At 74.7% G+C, this 18,325-nt stretch carries 18 protein-coding genes; 11 read left to right on the forward strand and 7 right to left on the reverse strand.

Annotation, left to right across the window (positions count from 1 at the left end; genetic code table 11):
• On the forward strand, nt 1-1,136 hold a 1,136-nt coding region (locus NOD94_RS33205), incomplete at its 5' end, for a family 10 glycosylhydrolase (RefSeq protein ID WP_281209902.1).
• Nucleotides 1,137-1,154: 18 nt separating this feature from the next.
• Here NOD94_RS33205 and NOD94_RS33210 read toward each other — a convergent pair.
• Both NOD94_RS33210 and NOD94_RS33215 read right to left on the reverse strand, forming a co-directional pair.
• Nucleotides 1,155-1,352: a DUF1918 domain-containing protein gene (locus NOD94_RS33210; protein ID WP_281209903.1), complete on the reverse strand. Its 198-nt coding sequence runs from the start codon at nt 1,350-1,352 to the stop codon at nt 1,155-1,157.
• 61 nt (nt 1,353-1,413) lie between these two features.
• The gene (locus NOD94_RS33215; RefSeq protein ID WP_281209904.1) at nt 1,414-2,424 is read right to left on the reverse strand and encodes a DMT family transporter; all 1,011 of its coding nucleotides are present in this window, start codon (nt 2,422-2,424) and stop codon (nt 1,414-1,416) included.
• Here NOD94_RS33215 and NOD94_RS33220 point away from each other — a divergent pair.
• Together NOD94_RS33220 and NOD94_RS33225 are read left to right on the forward strand one after the other, a co-directional pair.
• Nucleotides 2,423-3,886 (forward strand): PLP-dependent aminotransferase family protein, encoded by a 1,464-nt coding sequence (locus NOD94_RS33220; protein WP_281209905.1) that lies wholly within the window; start codon nt 2,423-2,425, stop codon nt 3,884-3,886. The genes NOD94_RS33215 and NOD94_RS33220 overlap by 2 nt on opposite strands.
• Before the next feature lie 31 nt (nt 3,887-3,917).
• Nucleotides 3,918-4,730 carry an N-acetyltransferase gene (locus NOD94_RS33225; protein WP_281209906.1) on the forward strand — a complete coding sequence of 271 codons (813 nt, stop codon included), beginning with the start codon at nt 3,918-3,920 and terminating at the stop codon, nt 4,728-4,730.
• On the opposite strand, the gene NOD94_RS33230 is transcribed toward NOD94_RS33225, so the two are convergent.
• The gene (locus tag NOD94_RS33230; RefSeq protein WP_281209907.1) at nt 4,688-5,257 is read right to left on the reverse strand and encodes a chitin binding peritrophin-A domain-containing protein; all 570 of its coding nucleotides are present in this window, start codon (nt 5,255-5,257) and stop codon (nt 4,688-4,690) included. The genes NOD94_RS33225 and NOD94_RS33230 overlap by 43 nt on opposite strands.
• A gap of 170 nt (nt 5,258-5,427) precedes the next feature.
• On the opposite strand from NOD94_RS33230, the gene NOD94_RS33235 reads away from it, so the two are divergent.
• Nucleotides 5,428-5,883: a hypothetical protein gene (locus NOD94_RS33235; protein WP_281209908.1), complete on the forward strand. Its 456-nt coding sequence runs from the start codon at nt 5,428-5,430 to the stop codon at nt 5,881-5,883.
• Between the two features lie 61 nt (nt 5,884-5,944).
• Here the strand turns inward: NOD94_RS33235 and NOD94_RS33240 are convergent, their stop codons facing one another.
• The gene (locus NOD94_RS33240; RefSeq protein ID WP_281209909.1) at nt 5,945-6,379 is read right to left on the reverse strand and encodes a nuclear transport factor 2 family protein; all 435 of its coding nucleotides are present in this window, start codon (nt 6,377-6,379) and stop codon (nt 5,945-5,947) included.
• Between the two features lie 89 nt (nt 6,380-6,468).
• On the opposite strand from NOD94_RS33240, the gene NOD94_RS33245 reads away from it, so the two are divergent.
• Both NOD94_RS33245 and NOD94_RS33250 read left to right on the forward strand, forming a co-directional pair.
• Nucleotides 6,469-7,044, forward strand: coding sequence for a PadR family transcriptional regulator (locus NOD94_RS33245; RefSeq protein WP_281209910.1), 576 nt, complete (start codon nt 6,469-6,471; stop codon nt 7,042-7,044).
• A complete protein-coding gene (locus NOD94_RS33250) occupies nt 7,031-7,936 on the forward strand; it encodes an SGNH/GDSL hydrolase family protein (protein WP_281209911.1) in 906 nt (301 codons plus the stop codon). The genes NOD94_RS33245 and NOD94_RS33250 overlap by 14 nt, the downstream gene beginning before the upstream one ends.
• A 192-nt stretch (nt 7,937-8,128) precedes the next feature.
• Here NOD94_RS33250 and NOD94_RS33255 read toward each other — a convergent pair whose 3' ends face one another.
• Entirely contained in the window at nt 8,129-10,018 is a 1,890-nt protein-coding gene (locus NOD94_RS33255) for a hypothetical protein (protein WP_281209912.1), read from the reverse strand.
• Nucleotides 10,019-10,606: 588 nt separating this feature from the next.
• Between NOD94_RS33255 and argC the strand changes: the two genes are divergently transcribed.
• From argC to NOD94_RS33280, 5 genes are all read left to right on the forward strand, one after another.
• Nucleotides 10,607-11,635: an N-acetyl-gamma-glutamyl-phosphate reductase gene (argC, locus tag NOD94_RS33260; RefSeq protein ID WP_281209913.1), complete on the forward strand. Its 1,029-nt coding sequence runs from the start codon at nt 10,607-10,609 to the stop codon at nt 11,633-11,635.
• A gap of 73 nt (nt 11,636-11,708) precedes the next feature.
• On the forward strand, nt 11,709-12,881 hold the full coding sequence (gene argJ / locus NOD94_RS33265; protein ID WP_281209914.1) for a bifunctional glutamate N-acetyltransferase/amino-acid acetyltransferase ArgJ: 1,173 nt from the start codon (nt 11,709-11,711) through the stop codon (nt 12,879-12,881).
• Nucleotides 12,878-13,831, forward strand: coding sequence for an acetylglutamate kinase (gene argB / locus NOD94_RS33270; protein WP_281209915.1), 954 nt, complete (start codon nt 12,878-12,880; stop codon nt 13,829-13,831). Before argJ ends, argB begins: the two co-directional genes overlap by 4 nt.
• Complete coding sequence (locus NOD94_RS33275; protein ID WP_281209916.1) at nt 13,828-15,039, forward strand: acetylornithine transaminase; 1,212 nt, start codon at nt 13,828-13,830, stop codon at nt 15,037-15,039. Before argB ends, NOD94_RS33275 begins: the two co-directional genes overlap by 4 nt.
• A gap of 7 nt (nt 15,040-15,046) precedes the next feature.
• Complete coding sequence (locus tag NOD94_RS33280) at nt 15,047-15,583, forward strand: arginine repressor (RefSeq protein ID WP_281209917.1); 537 nt, start codon at nt 15,047-15,049, stop codon at nt 15,581-15,583.
• 79 nt (nt 15,584-15,662) lie between these two features.
• Here NOD94_RS33280 and NOD94_RS33285 read toward each other — a convergent pair whose 3' ends face one another.
• Together NOD94_RS33285 and NOD94_RS33290 are read right to left on the reverse strand one after the other, a co-directional pair.
• Nucleotides 15,663-16,367, reverse strand: a complete 705-nt coding sequence (locus NOD94_RS33285) for a L,D-transpeptidase family protein (RefSeq protein ID WP_281209919.1) — start codon at nt 16,365-16,367, stop codon at nt 15,663-15,665.
• Between the two features lie 96 nt (nt 16,368-16,463).
• On the reverse strand, nt 16,464-18,325 hold a 1,862-nt coding region (locus NOD94_RS33290; protein WP_281209918.1), incomplete at its 5' end, for a hypothetical protein.

An 18,325-nucleotide genomic window follows, 5' to 3' on the forward strand; every position in this document is an offset into this window, starting at 1 on the left:
CCCGGGGACCGGCCCGGGAGTTCCGCGGGATGTGGATCGCCTCGGTGGAGAACGTGGACTGGCCCTCCGCGAGCGGACTGTCGGCCGCGACGCAGCGCGCGGAGCTGCTCTCGCTGCTGGACACCGCCGTCGAACGCCGGCTGAACGCCGTCATCCTCCAGGTCAGGCCCACGGCCGACGCGATGTGGCCCTCGACGCGGGAGCCGTGGTCGCAGTGGCTGACCGGGCAGCAGGGGCGCGACCCGGGCTGGGACCCGCTGGGCACGGCGGTCACCGAGGCGCACGCGCGCGGCCTGGAACTGCACGCCTGGTTCAACCCCTACCGGGTCGCCAACCACACCGACCCCGGCCGGCTGGTCGCCACGCACCCCGCGCGCCGCAACCCCGGCTGGACCGTCCCGTACGGAGGCAAGCTCTACTACAACCCGGGGCTGCCGGAGGTACGCGATTTCGTGCAGCGAGCGATGCTCGAAGCCGTCGAGCGCTACCCGGTGGACGGGGTGCACTGGGACGACTACTTCTACCCGTACCCCGTCGCCGGGCAGTCCTTCGACGACGACGAGGCCTTCGAGGAGTACGGCTCGGGCTTCGCCTCGCGCGCCGACTGGCGCCGGAACAACACCGACACCCTCGTCCGCGAGATGTCGCAGAGGCTGCGCACCGTGCGGCCCGCCGCGCGGTTCGGGGTCAGCCCGTTCGCGGTCTGGCGCAACTCCGACCGCGACCCCGCGGGCTCGCCGACCCGGGCGGGCGTGGCGACGTACGACGACCTCTACGCGGACACCCGCAAGTGGGTCACCGAGGGCTGGCTCCACTACATCGCGCCCCAGGCGTACTGGCACATCGGACACCCGACCGCCGACTACTCCGCCATCGTGCCCTGGTGGGCGGACACCGTGCGGGGTACGGGGGTCGACCTGTACGTGGGGGAGGCGCTGTACCGCTGCGACGCCCGCAGCACCACGCCCGCCTGGCGGGACCCGGCGGAGCTGTCGCGCCACGTACGGCTGGCCCGGGACCACGCGGAGGTCCGCGGCCACGTCTACTTCTCGGCGAAGCAGGTGGTCGCGGACCCGAACGGGGCGATGGCCAGGGTCATCGCCGACCATTACCCGACAGCCGTGCCGCCGCGCTGAAACCGAAGCCGCCCGCCGTCAGTGGGCGGGGTCGGCGGGGTGCCGGACCACGCAGTCGGGTCCGGGAGCCATGAGCGCTTCGTGCCCGTCCTGGAAGCGGACCCGGTAGGGCGGGGTTCCGTTCTCCCCCAGGATCTGGGTGATCTCGCCGACCTTGTCGTTCTGTCCGACCACCCTGCCGTGCTGCACGATCTGGTCGCCCTCGGTGGCGTGCATAGTGACCTCCTCGACGGTGGTCCGATCCGATCCGGTGATAGCAGTTTAGGGCGGTTCGCGGCTATTTGACCCGCTGGGTCGCGGTGATGCAGACGAGTACGGCGCAGGCGGCCAGCGGGGTGGCGGGGGACAGCTCCTCACCCAGCAGGACCACCGACCAGAACAGGGTCAGCAGGGGCTGGGCGAGCTGGAGCTGACTGGCGCGCGGGGCGCCGATCGCGGCCATGCCGCGGTACCAGACGTACAGCCCGAGGAAGGTGGATCCGGCCGCCGCCCAGACGAGCCCGACCAGGCCGTGGCCGGTGAGGTGCACCGGCTCGTACGCGAGACCGAGCGCGGAACCGGCCGCGCTGAGCGGCAGGCACAGCACCAGGGCCCAGCCGATCACCTGCCAGCCCGGCAGCGTCCGCGCGAGCCGGGCGCCCTCGGTGTACCCGGCGGCGCACACCAGCAGCGCCCCGAACAGGTAGGCGTCCCCGGTCGAGACGCTGCCGCCGCTCTGGGCGAGGGTGAAGCCGAGCACGATCGCGGCCCCGGCGACGGCCGCCGCCCAGAACCGGCGCGAGGGGCGGGCGCCGGTGCGCAGGGCGGACAGCGCGGCGGTGGTGAGCGGCAGCAGCCCGACGACGACGGCCGCGTGCGAGGTGGTGGAGGTCCGCAGGGCCAGGGTGGTCAGCAGGGGGAAGCCCACCACCACCCCGCCCGCCACGACGGCGAGCCCGGCCCAGTGCTCACGGGCGGGCGGCCGGACCCGGCCGGCCAGCAGGAAGACCCCGGCGATGGCCGCGGCGAGGAGGCTGCGCAGCGCGACGAGCGACCAGGGGCCGAAGCTCTCCAGGCCCCAGGCGGTGGCGGGGAAGGTCAGCGAGAACGCGACGACACCGAGCAGGGCGAGCAGCGTGCCCGAGCGGCGGCCGCCGATATCGGTGCCGGTGTCGCTGCCCGTGCTGTTGGTGGTGGCCGTAGCCGGGCCGCTCACCCCACCCGCGCTGCTTCCCGTGCCGGATGCCTGACCGGCGGTGGGCCGGACCGCTATCGAGGTGGAGTGAGTAGCGCTATTCTGTGCTGTCATGTATGAGCGTAGCAGTGTGGCGGAACTCGCGGATTCCTTGCGGTCGGAGCTCGACCGCTACCCGGTGGATGGAAAGCTGCCGTCGAGTCGGTCCCTGGTGGAGCGCTATCGGGTCAGCCCCGTCACCGTCACCCGGGCCCTCGCCCAGCTCGCCGCCGAGGGGCTCGTCGTCACCCGCCCGGGCGCCGGGGCGTTCCGGGCCCGGCCGCGTACGACGGCGCCCGCGCCGGCCGATACGTCCTGGCAGGAGGTCGCCCTCAGCGCCGAGGGCGCCGGGGACATCGTGCCGCGTTCCGTGGACGCCTCCGGGGTGCTGATCTCGCTCGCCGCTCCGCGACCCGGGGTCATCGAGCTCAACAGCGGCTACCTCCACCCCTCGCTGCAGCCCGAGCGGGCCATGGCGGCGGCGCTGGCCCGGGCGGGACGCCGACCCGGCGCGTGGGGGCGCCCGCCCGTCGAGGGGTTGCCCGAGCTGCGCGACTGGTTCGCCCGGGAGATCGGCGGCGCCGCCGGGTCCGTGCGCGCCGCCGACGTGTTGATCTCGGCGGGCGGCCAGAGCGCCCTCACCACTGCCCTGCGGGCGCTGGCCCCGCCCGGCAGCCCGGTGCTGGTCGAGTCGCCCACCTACCCCGGCCTGCTGGCCATCGCCCGCTCCTCGGGCTGCCGGCCCGTACCGGTTCCGGTCGACGCCGAGGGGGTCCGGCCGGAACTGCTGGCCGCCGCCTTCGAAGCCACGGGTGCGCGGGTCTTCGTATGCCAGCCGGTGTTCCAGAACCCGACCGGGGCGGTGCTCTCCGCCGCGCGGCGGCCCGAGGTGCTGCGGATCGCGCGCGCCGCCGGGGCCTTCGTGGTGGAGGACGACTACGCCCGCCACATGGCCCACGACGACAGCGGCCCGCTGCCCGCCACCCTCGCCTCGGAGGATCCGGACGCCGTGGTGGTGCACGTCCGCTCCCTCACGAAGCCCACCTCGCCCAGCTTGCGGGTCGGGGCCATCGCCGCCCGTGGCCCCGTGCTGGACCGGCTGCGGGCGATCCAGATCGTGGACAGCTTCTTCGTGTCCCGGCCCCTCCAGGAAGCCGCCCTCGAACTGGTCGGCGCGCCGGCCTGGCCCCGCCACCTACGGACGGTCGCCACCGAACTGCGCCACCGCCGGGACGTGCTCGCCGGGGCCCTGCGACGCGAACTGCCCTCGGTCGGGTTGCCCCATCTGCCGTCCGGCGGATACCAGTTGTGGGTGCGCCCGGAAGGGCCGGGCGACGACTCCGACTTCGCGGCGACGGCCCTGCGCGCCGGGGTCGCGGTCGCGCCGGGCCGCCCCTACTTCTGTGCCGAGCCGCCGGCGCCGTACGTCCGTCTCAGCTTCGCCGGCGTCCCGGGATCCGGTGAACTCGTCGAGGCGGTGAGGCGGTTGCGGACCGCGCTGGATCAGGAGGCGGGCCGCGAGGATCAAACCGGTTGAGCGCCCCGGGGCGCGCTCCTAGCCTGCGGGCATGACCGGTACGCAGATCGACTCGCTGGCCCGTTGCCCGGAACTGGCTTCCCGCCTCCACGAGATGGAGGACTCCTGGCCGGAGTTCTCCACCCATGACCCGCTCGCCTGGCTGCTCTACCCGAGCATCGTCACCGAGTTCCCGGAGTTCGTCTGGGTCGCGACCGAGGACGACGAGGTGGTGGCCCGGGCCTACGGCGTGCCCTTCGCCCTGCACGCGGCCGGACGGGACGGGGTGCTGCCCGCCCAGGGCTGGGACCGCGTCCTGATGTGGGCCTTCTCCGACCACCGGCGCGGCGTCCGCCCCGACACGCTCAGCGCCATCGAGGTCAGCGTCGCCACCGGTCGGCAGGGCGAGGGCCTCTCGGGCCGGATGCTGGCCGCGATGCGCGAGGCCGCCCGCGCCGCCGGGTTCGCCGAACTGGTGGCGCCGGTCCGGCCGAACGGAAAGCCCGCGGAGCCGGACGCGCCGATGGCGGAGTACGCGTACCGGACCCGCGAGGACGGCCTGCCGTACGACCCGTGGCTCCGGGTGCACGTGCGGGCGGGAGGGGTGATCGACTCGGTGGCCCCGCTGTCGATGACCATCAACGGCACCCTCGACGAGTGGCGGGGGTGGACCGGTCTGCCCTTCGACGAGCCCGGCCCGGTCCACGTGCCCGGGGCGCTGGCGCCCGTCCACTGCGAGCCGGAGCGCGGCCACGCGGTCTACGTCGAACCGAACGTGTGGGTCCGGCACGGGCTCGGCGCCACCGGGTCGACCGCCGCGACTCAGAGCAGATGGACCGGGGCCGTCGCCGAGGAGGCGAGGTAGATCCCGCCGATGCCGGCGTACGTCGCCCGGTAGCCGCGCAGGATCTCGTCCAGCGGGACCGTCAACCGTGGCGGGCTGTCGCAGCGCGCCGCCCCGAACTGGTCGGTGACGGCGGTGCACAGCTGCCGGCCGCCGATCGTGGTGAAGGTGACGGGTACCCCGTCGAGCCCGGCGGGGGCGTCGACGATCCGGACGGTGGCGTTCAGGTTCTTCACGCCGAACAGCAGGCCGTTGAGCTTCGCCGGTCCGGCGCCCGCCACGGTGGCCGCGGCGGGGCGGACGCGGTCGGGGGTGTCGCAGATCTGCGGGCCGGGGGAGAAGACCTGACCGGTGGGACAGGCGTGCACGGTGGCGATCCCGGCCGCGCACTGCACGTAGAAGCGGTGGTCCTGGGGCCTCGGCAGCCGTCCTTCGGCCCCGCACCCGCCGACGCCGGCCGCGCCGACGGCGGGTGCGGCGGCAAGTCCCAGTGCGAGCAGTGCTCCGGCGGCGGTCGCTGCGATTCCGCGGTGGATGCGTGACACCATTCCCCCTGTAACCCTGAGTAACTAGCTGGATGCGTAGTGACTATATGCACGGCCTCCCGGTGGGCACAACGGCGTCCCGGCTAGCTCGCGCGTGCGAACCTCCGGTAGCTTGAACGTGTTCAGTTGAACGTGTTCACCGATGCGGCGCAGTCCGAGGTGAGGGGGCGGCCGTGGGGGCCGGAGTGGTGACGGGCGGGGGAGCGCACGCCGGGTTCGGCGACGGCGCGCGCGACTGGGCCCACCCGTGGCAGTACGCGCTCGCCCTGTGCGCGCTGCTGTCCCCCGTGCCGCCGGCGCTGGGCTGGAACCCCTTCATGGACGGGCCCGGGTACCTGGTGGTCTGCGCCGTGGTCGCCGGCCTCGTCGCGGTCCCGCTCCTCCTCGGCAGGCGCCGGGCCTCCTTCGTGCGGGCTGCGGTCGTCGTCGGGGCCGTCATGGTGCCCTGGTCGGTGCTCGGCTCCCTCGGCGGAATGATGGTCTTCTTCATGTCGGCCCCGCTGCTGTGGCTCGCCGCCGTCGCCGACCCCCGCCGCCGGCCCGTGTTCGGGGCCGTGGCGGCCGGGGCCGGAGCGCTGCTGGTCGCGGCCATGGTGGCCGTCCCCGGCTTCTGGTGGCGGCAGGCCTGAGCCGCTACGGGCGGGAGCCGGTGCGGCCGCTCGGCCCGTGGGCCCGGCCGGCCGTGCGGGCTCAGTCCTTCGTGTCGGGAGCCGGTGCGAGGCCGTCCGCCACCAGGCCGGCCAGGACCGCCCGCCCCAGCGTCTGTACGGCGGACTGCGGGCGGACCATGACGGTGAACTCCTTGATCCGCCCCTCCTCGTCGAACTGGAGGAGGTCGATGCCGTGGATCTGCTTGCCGTTCACCAGGGCCCGGAAGGGCAGGACCACCGACGGCGCCTCCTGCCCGTCCGTGCCCGTCTCGGCGGCGCCGTCGAGACGGCCGAGGTAGCGCAGGTCCTCGAAGGTGCGCAGGAGGACCCCGAAGAGCCCCAGGACCATGTCCTTGCCCTCGAAGGGCTTGAACTTCACCGGGCTGTAGAGCCGGATGTCGTCCGTGAACAGGTCGTCCAGGGCGCCCAGGTCCCCCTTCTCGACGGCGGCGCGGAAGCGTTCGGCAGTCTCCATGACCCCTCCTCCTACTCATCAATATGACTAATCACATTCTTGAGTATCATGCGGCTGACGGACCGGAAAAGGGAAGGGGCTGAGCCTCGATGGCCTTGCGGCATGCCGTACTCGCGGCGCTGCTGGACGACGAGTACAGCGGGTACGAACTGGCGAAGGAGTTCGGCGTCGGCGTGGCGAACTTCTGGCACGCCCTGCCCCAGCAGGTGTACGCCGAACTCGCCAAGCTGGAGAAGGCCGGGCTCGTCGCGGGCCGGGAGGTGGTCCAGGAATCCCGGCCCAACAAGCGGCTGTTCCGGGTCACCGACGCCGGCCGCGGCGAGCTGGAGGCGTTCGCCGTGGCGGACGTGAAGAGCTCCGTCATCCGCGACGACCTCCTCGTCAAGGTCCAGGCGTCCGACAGCATCGGCGCCACCGCGGTGATCGCACAGCTGGAGGAACGGGCGGTGGCCGCCGACCGCAAGATCGAGTTCCTCCGCAAGCTGCTGCGCAACCTGCGCGGGGACACCGCCGAGGAGGAGTACCTGCGCACGGGCCCCCGGGCCGGCGCCTATCTGACCTGCCTGCGCGGACTTGCCTTCGAGCAGGGCCACCGCGAGTGGTGCCTGCGGGCGGCTGCCGTCCTGCGCCTGCGTGAAGGGGGAACCACCCATGTCGAAGACTGAGTACGCCCGTTACGTCGCCCTCGGCGACAGCCAGACCGAGGGTGTCGGCGACGGGGACGACACCGTCGGCCTCCGGGGCTTCGCCGACCGGCTCGCGGAGCACCTCGCGGCGGCCAACCCCGGCCTGCTGTACGCCAACCTCGCCATCCGGGGCCGGCTCGCCGGCCAGGTCGTCGCGGAACAGGTGGAGCGGGCGGTGGCCCTGCGCCCCGACGTGGCCACCGTCGTCGCGGGGGTCAACGACCTGCTCCGGCCCGGGTTCGACGCGGCGCGGGTGGCGGGGCGGCTGGAGGAGGCCTTCGCCGCCCTCTCCGCCGCCGGGGCGCAGGTCGCCACCGCGACCTTCCCCGACATCGGGAGGATCGCCCCCGCCGCCCGGCCGCTGCGACCCCGCGTGCTCGCGCTCAACGCCCACATCCGCGAGGCGGCCGCCCGGCACGGGGTCGTGGTCGCCGAAACCGGACTGTCCGACGTCGCCGCCGACCCGCGCCTGTGGGCGGTCGACCGGCTCCACGCCGGCCCCCTGGGCCACGCGCGGATCGCCGCCGCCCTGGCCGAGGCGCTCGGCGTACCGGGCAGCGACGACAGCTGGTCCCACCCGCTGCCGCCGCGCCCGACCCCCTCGGCCCTGCGGACCGTCTCCACCGAGGTGGCCTGGGTGGCCGGATTCCTCGGCCCCTGGCTCGGCCGCCGGCTGCGCGGGCGTTCCTCCGGCGACGGCCGCACCGCCAAGCGCCCGGAACTGCTGCCGGTGCTCCCGGGCCCGGCGGTGCCCGGCCCCGTCGTCGTGGTGCCCGCGCCCGTCGCTCCGGTGCCCGCGCCCGTCGCCGGGGAGTCCGCCGCCGCGGAGTCCGCGCGCCGCGTCGCCGAATCCGCGTCGGGGGCCTCCTAGGGCCTGTGGTCGAACTCCCGTCCGCCTCGCGGCGTCCGGCACGCGCTCCCGTCGCACCGGGCGGAAGCCCGAGTACGTCCGGTACGTCCAGTACGAGTCGAGGCCCTCCGCCTTGCGACGCACCGCACCGGACACCACGACCCGGCGAACCTTTCCGGCCACAGCACCGGCGGGCGATCGGCCGAACGGAGGTCAGTCGCAGGGCCAGGCGGCGGCCGCCGCCCCGCGTCGGTCGGCGGGGAGGGCGGAGAGTTCGCGGGCGGTGAGCGGCTCGGGTGCGGTCCGACAGGCCTCGGCGACGAGTTCGTCGCCGTCGGGCAGCCCGCGTCCACTCGTGCCGTCCACGCGGGTGGCGTCCACGACGGTGAGGGCGTCGTCCGTGATGACGATCATCCGCAGCGTCTTCCCGTCCTCGCGGACGGGCACCACCACGGTCCGTCCCCCCTCGCCGACGTCCGCGACGCGGGAGCCGGCGGGGAGCACCGCCAGGTACGTGCGGCCGAGCCGCGGGACGGTGACGCGCACGGCATGGGCGTCGTCGGCGGGTCCGCCGCGTTCCACGACGTACCGGGACGAGGCGTCGGTACGGGTCCCGCTCGCCGGGCCCACCGGGACGCGGTCGCCGTAGCGGTTCAGGATCTCGGCCCCGGCGCCCACGGGCAGGGCGACCACCGTGGGCCCCGGGCCGTCGAGCCGGACGTCGCGCACCTCCTGGCCGCGGGGGATGTCGACGTCGCCCTCGACGACCGGTACGGGTTGGTGCACGGCGACCACCTCACCGCGGAGCGCGTCGCGCGGCCCGTGCGCGTACAGGAGGCGGTGGGTGTCGTCGTTGAAGTCCAGGAACTGGCGCTCGCCCGCGGAGCGGTTCACCCCGCCGCCGTTCGACTCGAACACCTTCACCGGCTCGGCGCCCATCATGTTCCACACCTCACGGTGGCCGTTCGGCTCGGCGAAGGCGAGCATCCCGCCGCAGTCGCTGATGGCGAAGGCCGAGGACGGGTCGACGGCGGGGCCGACCGTCGACCACGTGGGGGCGGTGGCGTCCCCGCCGAAGGCCAGCACCTGCATCCGCGCCCGCTCCGAACCCTCCTGCCTGGTCAGGACGGCCAGCTTGTGGCCCTCGGGCGCCACGTCCGCGGCCGGCACCGCGCCGCGCGGGGCGAGCCCGACGTGCGTCGTCGCCGCGTCGTCGTACGCCCCGCCGGAGCGCAGCAGCGCGCCGTACAGCGCGTCGTCGCCGGCCGGGCGGCCCGTCGCGGCCCAGGCGGCCAGCGCGTAACGGCGGCCGTCCCGGCGGGCCTTGGCCGGCGCGCTGCGTTCGGCGGGGTCGCGGCCGACCGTGACCCCGGGGGCGTAGCCGATCGCGACGGCGGTCAGGGCCATCGCACGGAGCACCGCGCCGGCCTCGCGCCCGGCCGGAGCCGCGCGGAGGTCGCCCGGGAGCGATCCACCGGCCGCCGGCTTCGCGTTGCCGTTCGCCGCGTCGAGGGCGAACGGCGTGGCGACGGCGACCAGCGCGATGCCGCAACCGGCGGCGAGCGCCACCCGGGCCCGGCGCGACCGACGTTTCCCGGTCGCACGGTCGGCACCGGCGTCGGCGTCCGCATGGGCGTCGGCGTCGGCACCGCCACCGGCGTCCGCATGGGCGTCCGTGTCGGCGTCGACGTCCGCGACGGCGGCAGTGGCCGGCCCGACGGCGCCCGCGGTACGGGCGATCACCCGGCCGTTGCGGCCGAGGGCCGGGCCGGAGTCGGGGGGCGCGGCGACCGTGGACGATCCGTCGTGGCGGGGATCCCCGCCCGAGGGGGCGGCGGCGGGATGGCCGGGGTCAGTGCCGGTGCCGGGCTCGGTGTCCGCCCCGGACTCCCCGCCCCCGCCGTCCTCGCCCCCGCCGTCCGAGGCGTCCGACGCACCCGTGCGGTCGCCGTCGCCGTCGCCTGCGCCGCCCGGGCCCCGGTGCTGGGCGGGGACGGTGGCCTTCGGCCCGCCTGCGGCCGGGCCGGACCCGCCACCGCCGGACCCGTCGGACCGGGGGTCGGTCGGGGCGGTGGTGTCCTCGGGCTGCGTCGCGCTGGTCACGTGGGCTGATCCTCCATGGATGGCGTCGCGTCCGTCGTCCGCCGAGCCCGACTCCGGGGGCGGTCCGCTGCCGTCCACGGCCTCCCGGACAGCGGGTGCTCACCTGCTTGGATGCGGGCGGACCGGTATCAACGGACCATTGCAGGCAACCCGGGCCCACGGGGCAACCCCGCTCCCCGTTCGGGTGAGCGCTCCCTCACGCCGCCCGGCGCGGCCTCCCGGGGTGGCGCCGCAGGTCAGGCCCCTCGGCAGAAGCGTTTCCGCGACGCTCCCGTCGCGGCCCCCGGCCGGGTCCCGCCGTACCCGGGGGGTGCGACGTACCGATCGGGGCTGCTCAGCTCCCGCGGGAGCGGGAGAATGGATGTCCGCGGCCCGACGGTCACTCCTCGGAGGGACGCCTTGACGTCGACCGCTGACGTCGCCGGGCCGGGCCGCCGGGTGATGCCGCCGACCGAGGTCGAGGTGGGGCGACCGAACCCGGTTCCGGGATCCGGGTCCTCGACCGCGCCCGGCCGGAGCGGGCACGATACGGGCTTTGCATAAAAGTGCAGGGCTACGTATAGTCATGCCATCGATGAGGAGGATCCGATGGTGGTACGTGTAGCGGTGGCCGGTGCGAGCGGATACGCGGGCGGTGAGGTCCTGCGCCTGCTCCTGTCGCACCCCGAGGTGCAGATCGGCGCGCTGACGGGCAACTCCAACGCCGGACAGCCCCTCGGCCTGCTCCAGCCGCACCTCGCGCCGCTCGCCGACCGGATCCTGGAGGCGACGACGCCGGAGGCCCTCGCCGGCCACGACGTGGTGTTCCTCGCCCTGCCGCACGGCCAGTCCGCCGCCGTCGCCGCCCAGCTCGGCGAGGAGGTCCTCGTCATCGACATGGGGGCCGACCACCGACTGAAGGATGCCGCCGACTGGGACGCCTTCTACGGAGCCCCGCACGCCGGAACCTGGCCCTACGGCCTGCCCGAACTTCCCGGCTGCCGGGCCGCCCTGGAAGGGGCCAAGCGCATCGCGGTGCCCGGCTGCTTCCCCACGGCCGTCTCCCTCGCCCTGTACCCCGCCTACCAGGCCGGGCTCGCCGAACCGGAGGCCGTGATCGTCGCCGCCACCGGCACCTCCGGCGCGGGCAAGGCCCTCAAGGCCAACCTGCTCGGCTCCGAGGTGATGGGCACCGCCACCCCGTACGGGGTGGGCGGCGTGCACCGGCACACCCCCGAGATGGTGCAGAACCTCTCGCCGCTGGCCGGGCAGCGCGTCAGCGTGTCCTTCACCCCGAACCTCGTGCCCATGCCGCGCGGCATCCTCGCCACCTGCTCGGCCAAGGCCCTCCCCGGCACCACCGCCGAATCCCTGCGCGCGGCCTACGAGAAGGCGTTCGCCGACGAGCCGTTCGTCCGGCTGCTCCCCGAGGGCAGCTGGCCCACCACCAAGGCCGTCACCGGCTCCAACGCCGTCCAGATCCAGGTCGCCCTCGACGCGGCCGCCGGCCGGATCATCGCCATCAGCGCGATCGACAACCTGACGAAGGGCACCGCCGGTGGCGCGGTGCAGAGCATGAACATCGCCCTCGGCCTGCCCGAGGCGCTGGGACTTTCCGCCATCGGAGTCGCCCCGTGAGCCCCGCCCGGCAGGGCCGGACCGGCGATCGCGACACCAGCCGCAGCGGCGGCGGAACGAACAAGGAGATGCAGTGAGCGTCACGGCAGCACAGGGATTCACGGCGGCGGGCATCGCCGCCGGGATCAAGGCGAACGGCAACCCCGACCTGGCCCTCGTGGTCAACCACGGGCCGCGACTGGCAGCCGCGGGCGTCTTCACCTCCAACCGCGTCAAGGCCGCGCCCGTGCACTGGTCCGAGCAGGTCCTGCGAGGCGGCGTGGTCGGCGCCGTCATCCTCAACTCCGGCGGCGCCAACGCCTGCACCGGCCCCAAGGGCTTCCAGGACACCCACGCCACCGCGGAGAGGACGGCCGAGGTCCTGAACGCCCACGGACTCGGCGCCGAGTTCAACGCCGGTGAGATCGCGGTCGCCTCGACCGGCCTGATCGGCGTACTGCTCCCCATGGACAAGCTGCTGCCGGGCATCGAAACGGCCGTGGCCACCCTCGACGCCGACGGCGGCGAGGCCGCAGCCGTCGCCATCAAGACCACCGACACCGTGCACAAGACGGCCACCGCCGGCCAGGACGGCTGGACCGTCGGCGGCATGGCCAAGGGCGCGGGCATGCTCGCCCCGGGCCTGGCCACCATGCTCGTGGTGCTCACCACCGACGCGGACCTCGACAGCGCCACCCTGGACAAGGCCCTGCGCGACGCGACCCGCACCACCTTCGACCGGATCGACTCCGACGGCTGCATGTCGACCAACGACACCGTGCTGCTGCTGGCCTCCGGTGCCTCCGGCCGGGTCCCGGCGTACGCGGACTTCGCGCGGGCCGTACGGACCGTCTGCGACGACCTCGCCCGCCAGCTGATCGGTGACGCGGAGGGGTCGAGCAAGGACATCCGCATCGAGGTGATCGGCGCGGCCACCGAGGACGACGCGGTCGAGGTCGGCCGGTCCATCGCCCGCAACAACCTGCTCAAGTGCGCCATCCACGGCGAGGACCCCAACTGGGGCCGGGTGCTCTCCGCCATCGGCACCACCGGGGCGGCCTTCGACCCCGACCGGCTGAACGTGGCCATCAACGACGTCTGGGTCTGCCGGAACGGCTCCGTCGGCGAGGACCGCGACCTGGTCTCGATGAAGGACCGCGAGGTCCGCATCACCGCCGACCTGTCCACCGGCACCGAATCCGCCGTCATCTGGGCCAACGACCTGACGGCCGAGTACGTCCACGAGAACAGCGCGTACTCCTCATGAGCGGCGCCACCGGAAGTGCCCGCAAGCACACGGCCCTGCCCAAGGCGGAGATCCTCATCGAGGCCCTGCCCTGGCTCACCCGGCACAACGGCAAGATCGTCGTGATCAAGTTCGGCGGCAACGCCATGATCGACGAAGAGCTGAAGGCCGCCTTCGCCACGGACGTCGTCTTCCTGCGCCAGGCGGGCCTGCGGCCCGTCGTCGTGCACGGCGGCGGACCCCAGATCAACGCCCAGCTCGACAAGCAGGGCCTGGTCAGCGAGTTCAAGGCGGGCCTGCGCGTCACCACGCCGGAAGCCATGGACGTCGTACGGATGGTCCTGGCCGGCCAGGTCCAGCGCGAGCTGGTCGGGCTGCTCAACCAGCACGGGCCGCTCGCCGTCGGCATGACCGGCGAGGACGCCCACACCATCACCGCCACCAGGCACAGCCCGGAGATCGACGGCGAGCTCGTCGACATCGGCCGGGTCGGGGAGATCACCGCTATCGACACCGGGGCGATCGAGGCCCTGCTCGCCGACGGCAGGATCCCGGTCATCTCCTCCATCGCGCGCAGCGCCGACGACCACCACGTGTACAACGTGAACGCCGACACCGCCGCCGCGGCGCTCGCGGCGGCGCTCGGCGCGGAGACCCTGATGGTCCTCACCGACGTCGAGGGCCTCTACGCGGACTGGCCGAACAGCGACGAGGTCATCAGCCGGCTCACCGTCAGCGAGCTGGAGAAACTGCTGCCCGAGCTGTCGAGCGGCATGGTGCCCAAGATGGAGGGCTGCCTGCACGCCGTCCGCGGCGGAGTCGGCACCGCCCGCGTGATCGACGGTCGCGTCCAGCACTCGATCCTGCTGGAGATCTTCACCGACGAGGGGATCGGCACGATGGTCGTGCCCGACGGCCGGCAGGACGCACAGCCCGCGCGGCACCACGGACAGCAGGGGGGAACGGCATGACGACGGCAACGGGCAACGAGGGTTACGGCGCGCGCTGGCAGCACGCCCTGACCAACAACTACGGCACCCCCGCGCTCGCGCTCGTACGCGGCGAGGGCGCCCAGGTCTGGGACGCGGACGGCAAGCAGTACACCGACTACGTCGGCGGCATCGCGGTGAACGCCCTCGGGCACGCCCACCCGGCGATCGTCGCGGCCGTCACCGCGCAGGTCTCCACCCTCGGCCACGTCTCCAACCTCTACGCCTCCGAGCCGGTCCTCGCACTCGGCGAGCGGCTGCTCCAGCTCTTCGGCCGCGACGGTCGGGTTTTCTTCTGCAACTCCGGCGCCGAGGCCGTCGAGGCCGTCTTCAAGATCGGCCGGCTCACCGGGCGGACCCACATGGTCGCCACCGCCGGTGGCTTCCACGGCCGGACCATGGGCGCGCTCGCGCTCACCGGTCAGCCGACCAAGCAAACCCCCTTCCTGCCGCTGCCCGGTGACGTCACGCACGTCCCGTACGGCGACGTGGAGGCGCTGCGGGCCGCCGTCACCGAGGAGACGGCGCTCGTCCTGATCGAGCCGATCCAGGGCGAGAACGGCGTGGTCGTCCCGCCCGCCGGGTACCTGACGGCCGCCCGCGAGATCACCCGGGCCACCGGGACGCTCCTCGCGCTCGACGAGGTCCAGACCGGCATCGGCCGCTGCGGCCAGTGGTTCGAGCACCAGGCCCACGAGGGCGTCGAACCCGACCTCGTCACGCTCGCGAAGGGTCTGGGCGGCGGTCTGCCGATCGGCGCCGTCGTCGCGTTCGGCGAGAGCGCCGGCCTGCTCCAGCCCGGCCAGCACGGCACCACCTTCGGTGGCAACCCCGTCGCCTGCGCCGCCGGCCTCGCCGTGATCGACACCATCGCCGCCGACGGACTGCTCGACCGGGTGAAGGCGCGCGGCGAACGGCTGCGCTCCGGAATCGAAGGCCTGCTCGACGGCGAGGGCCACCCGCTGGTGTCCCACGTCCGAGGCGCCGGTCTCCTGCTGGGTATCGTGCTGACCGGGCCGCTCGCCGCGAAGGTGCAGCAGGCGGCCCAGGAAGCCGGATTCCTGGTCAACGCGCCCGCCCCCGACGTCGTACGGCTGATGCCGCCGTTCGTCATCACCGAGGACGAGGTCGACGCGTTCCTCGGGGCCCTGCCCGGCATCCTCGACGCAGCGGGACGATCCGGAGAATGAGACGACGATGAGCCAGGCGCAGGAACACGAGCAGAACGGCCAGTCCGTCCCGCAGACCCGTACCGCCCGCCACCGCCGGATCGTGGACATCCTCAACCGGCAGCCGGTCCGCTCCCAGAGCCAGCTCGCGAAGCTGCTCGCCGACGACGGCCTGAGCGTCACCCAGGCGACGCTCTCGCGCGACCTCGACGAGCTCGGCGCGGTGAAGATCCGCAACACCGGCGGCGAGCTGATCTACGCGGTGCCCAGCGAGGGCGGCTTCCGCACTCCGCAGGCCCCCCTCGGGGAGTCGGCGAAGGAGGAACGGATGCGGCGCCTGTCCGGGGAACTCCTGATCTCGGCGGAGGCCTCCGCGAACCTCGTGGTCCTGCGCACCCCGCCCGGGGCGGCCCAGTTCCTCGCCTCGGCGATCGACCAGGCCGAACTCCGGGCGATTCTCGGCACCATCGCGGGCGATGACACGCTGATGCTGATCAGCCGCGACCCGGCCGGCGGCCAGGCCCTCGCCGACCACCTCCTGAGGCTGGCCCAGAAGGAGAGCTGAGGCCCCGCGCCGGGAGTCTCGGTACCGCGTCACGTCCGGGCGGGCGTGTCGGTACCGCGTCACGTCCGGGCGGGGCGTCTCAGTACCGCGTCACGTCCAACGGGCCCGACCCCGTACCGATCGCGAGGTGCGGGGCGCGGCGGGGTTCGGCCCAGCGGAGGATCTCGCGCATGGCGCCCTCCGGCACGGACACGCAGCCGGCGGTGGCGCCCTTGCCGTTCACGTGCAGGAAGATGCCCGCGCCCCGACCCCGCACCGGCCGGTCGTAGTTGAAGCCGACGACCAGGGCGTGGGCGTACTGCCGCGCGTACGTCACCAGGTGCTCCGCCTCGGCCGCCGCGCAGTCGGCGGGAAGGGGCTCGACCCAACGGTTGTAGCTGCCCGAGGCGTTGTCCTGGCACCACCACGAACGGTCCGTCACGCGCCGGTAGGCGTAAGCCGTCCCGGCCGGCGCGCGCGCGATGCCGAAGGCGTACGGGAGGTCGTACAGGCCCGTCGGGGTGGTGTTCGTGCCCTGGGTCCGGGTCGCCCCGTCGGTCAGGCCCTTCGCGCCGAACCGGGCGGGCGCGCTGCCGGCCTCGTACCAGCGGCCCGCGCGCCGATCCCACCAGGTCAGCAGCCCCGTGGTGGAGCCTGCGTCGGGCGCGACGGCGGTGATCAGCTGGCTCCCGCCGCCGGTGTCGGCGAGGCGGGAGGGCAGCGGTCGCGGGCCGGGCGGGCCGTGGGGGGCCGGCGGGAGCAGGGCGGCGGCGATCAGCGAGCCGGTGACGAGGACGGTACGCAGCACCCGTCAGACGGTACGGGCGCGAGCCGCGGGGACGACGCAGGCAGGCCGTCGAGCCGCGACCCGGTGCACCCGTACGCCCCGCCGGGCCGGGCCTCAGTACCCGCGGAACCGGCGCAGGCTCTCCGACCGGCCGTTTTCCGAGGCGTACCGCCGGAACAGCCCGCGCAGTTCCCGGGGATCGAATCCGCCCCGCTCCGCCGTCGCCGGCCAGTCCCACCGCCGCAGCAGCGGCAGCGCCGCCCGGCGCAGCGCCGGGTCGGGATCGTCCAGCAGGGCCACGGCCGCGCGCAGCCCGTCGTCCGACCCCTGTACGGCAAGCAGCCGTACGGCGGCCCGGCGGGTGTGCGCCGGCCGCCCCCGGCCGGTACGGGAGGCCAGCCAGTCGGCCGGCAACAGCCCCGCCACCGGCAGCAGCGACAGGGTCACCTCGCGGGCCACGGCCGGAGCCGGATCGTCCAGCAGCGGACGCAGCACCTCCGGGCGGGAGCCCGGACCGCCGAGCAGCCGGAGCGCGGCGACGGCGGCCGCCCGCACCGGCCCCTCGGGGTGGCCCAGCAGGCCGAGCAGCACGACGGAGTCCTCGCGCCGGGCGCATTCCGCGAGGCCGAGCACGGCGCCGGGGGAGGGGGCCTCGGCGCACCGGCGCAGGTAGTGGGCGCGGGCGGCGTCCGCGCCCTGCCCGCCCCGCTGCCCGATCAGCCACCGGGCGCAGGACCGGACGAGCGCGGCCGGGTCGGCGAGGTGACGCTCCGCCTCCCCGGCCCGGCCCGCCGCCCGTAGCGCGGTGACGCCGGCGGCCCGTACGGAACCGGAGCGGGCCCGCAGCAGGGCGTCGAGCGCGGCCGTGTCGGGGCCGTGCGCGGCCAGGGCGGTCAGGGCGGCGTCCGTCCACAGGTGACGCAGCACCGCGTCGGGTTCCCGGGCGGCCCGCCGCGCCGGCTCGGCCGCCGTGGGCGGGGTGGCTTCGAGGCCGATCCGTACGGCCGTCCGCCGGGTCGGCAGGTGGTGGTGGCGGTACAGCCCGGTCAGGACCTCCGCGTGGGCGGGATCGCGCAGCGCCGCCTCGAACGCCTCGACGGCCCAGCGGCCCTCGCGGCGTCCGCGCAGGTGCGTCGCCATTGGCGTCGCCGTACGCAGGGTCCGCGGCCCGGCGTCCCGCAGTGCGCCGAGCAGGACCGACCGGGCGGCGTCGCGCACCTGCGGGGCCCAGTCGGCGCAGCGCAGCACGATCAGCGGCAGCAGCTCGGGGTGTCCGCAGGCCGCGCGAACGGCGGCCTCCCGGATCCGGCCGTCAGGGTGGCAGAGCGCGGTCCCGGCCCGTTCGCTCAGACGCTCGTGGTCGCTCAGCAGGCGGACCCCGAGGTCGAGCGCGGCCCAGGCGTCGGGGTCCTCGGTGTCGATGGCCTCGTCGAGGGGGGCGCCCCGGCCGTCGATGAGCTTCAGGGCCGCGTCGACGCCGGCGCGCAGGTCCCACTTCAGGCGCTGTTGCAGCAGCCGCCGGGCCCAGCGGCGGACCGCGTGATCGGGGTGGGAGGTCAGGGACCGGGCCAGCCGGCGGCGGACGAGCATCGGGTGCTGCTCGACCAGCGACAGGGCCGACATCCGCACGCGGGCCGGCCGGTCCGGCGCGAACAGGGCCAGGAGCCAGGACGCCGGTCGGCTGCGGGCGTACGGGAGCACCGCCGAGCGGACCGCGCGGCGGGCCGGGGCGTGCGGGTCGCACAGGAACGGCAGCAACTGTTCCGGTGTCGCCGCGCGTTGCCGGCGCAGGCCGCAGAGGGCGGCGGTGCGTATCCGGCCTTCCGGATGGCAGGCCAGCTCCCAAAGCCGGGGCAGGTCCGGGGCCCCACCGGTCTCGGCCAGTCCGAGGACGGCCGCGGGCTCGGGCGCCGCCGGGGCGCAGGCCGCCCGGTAGTGGGCCGCCGGGTTCCCGCCGGCCGCCCGCAGCTCGTGGC

This window comes from Streptomyces sp. Isolate_45 (assembly GCF_024721315.2).
GTDB lineage: Bacteria > Actinomycetota > Actinomycetes > Streptomycetales > Streptomycetaceae > Streptomyces.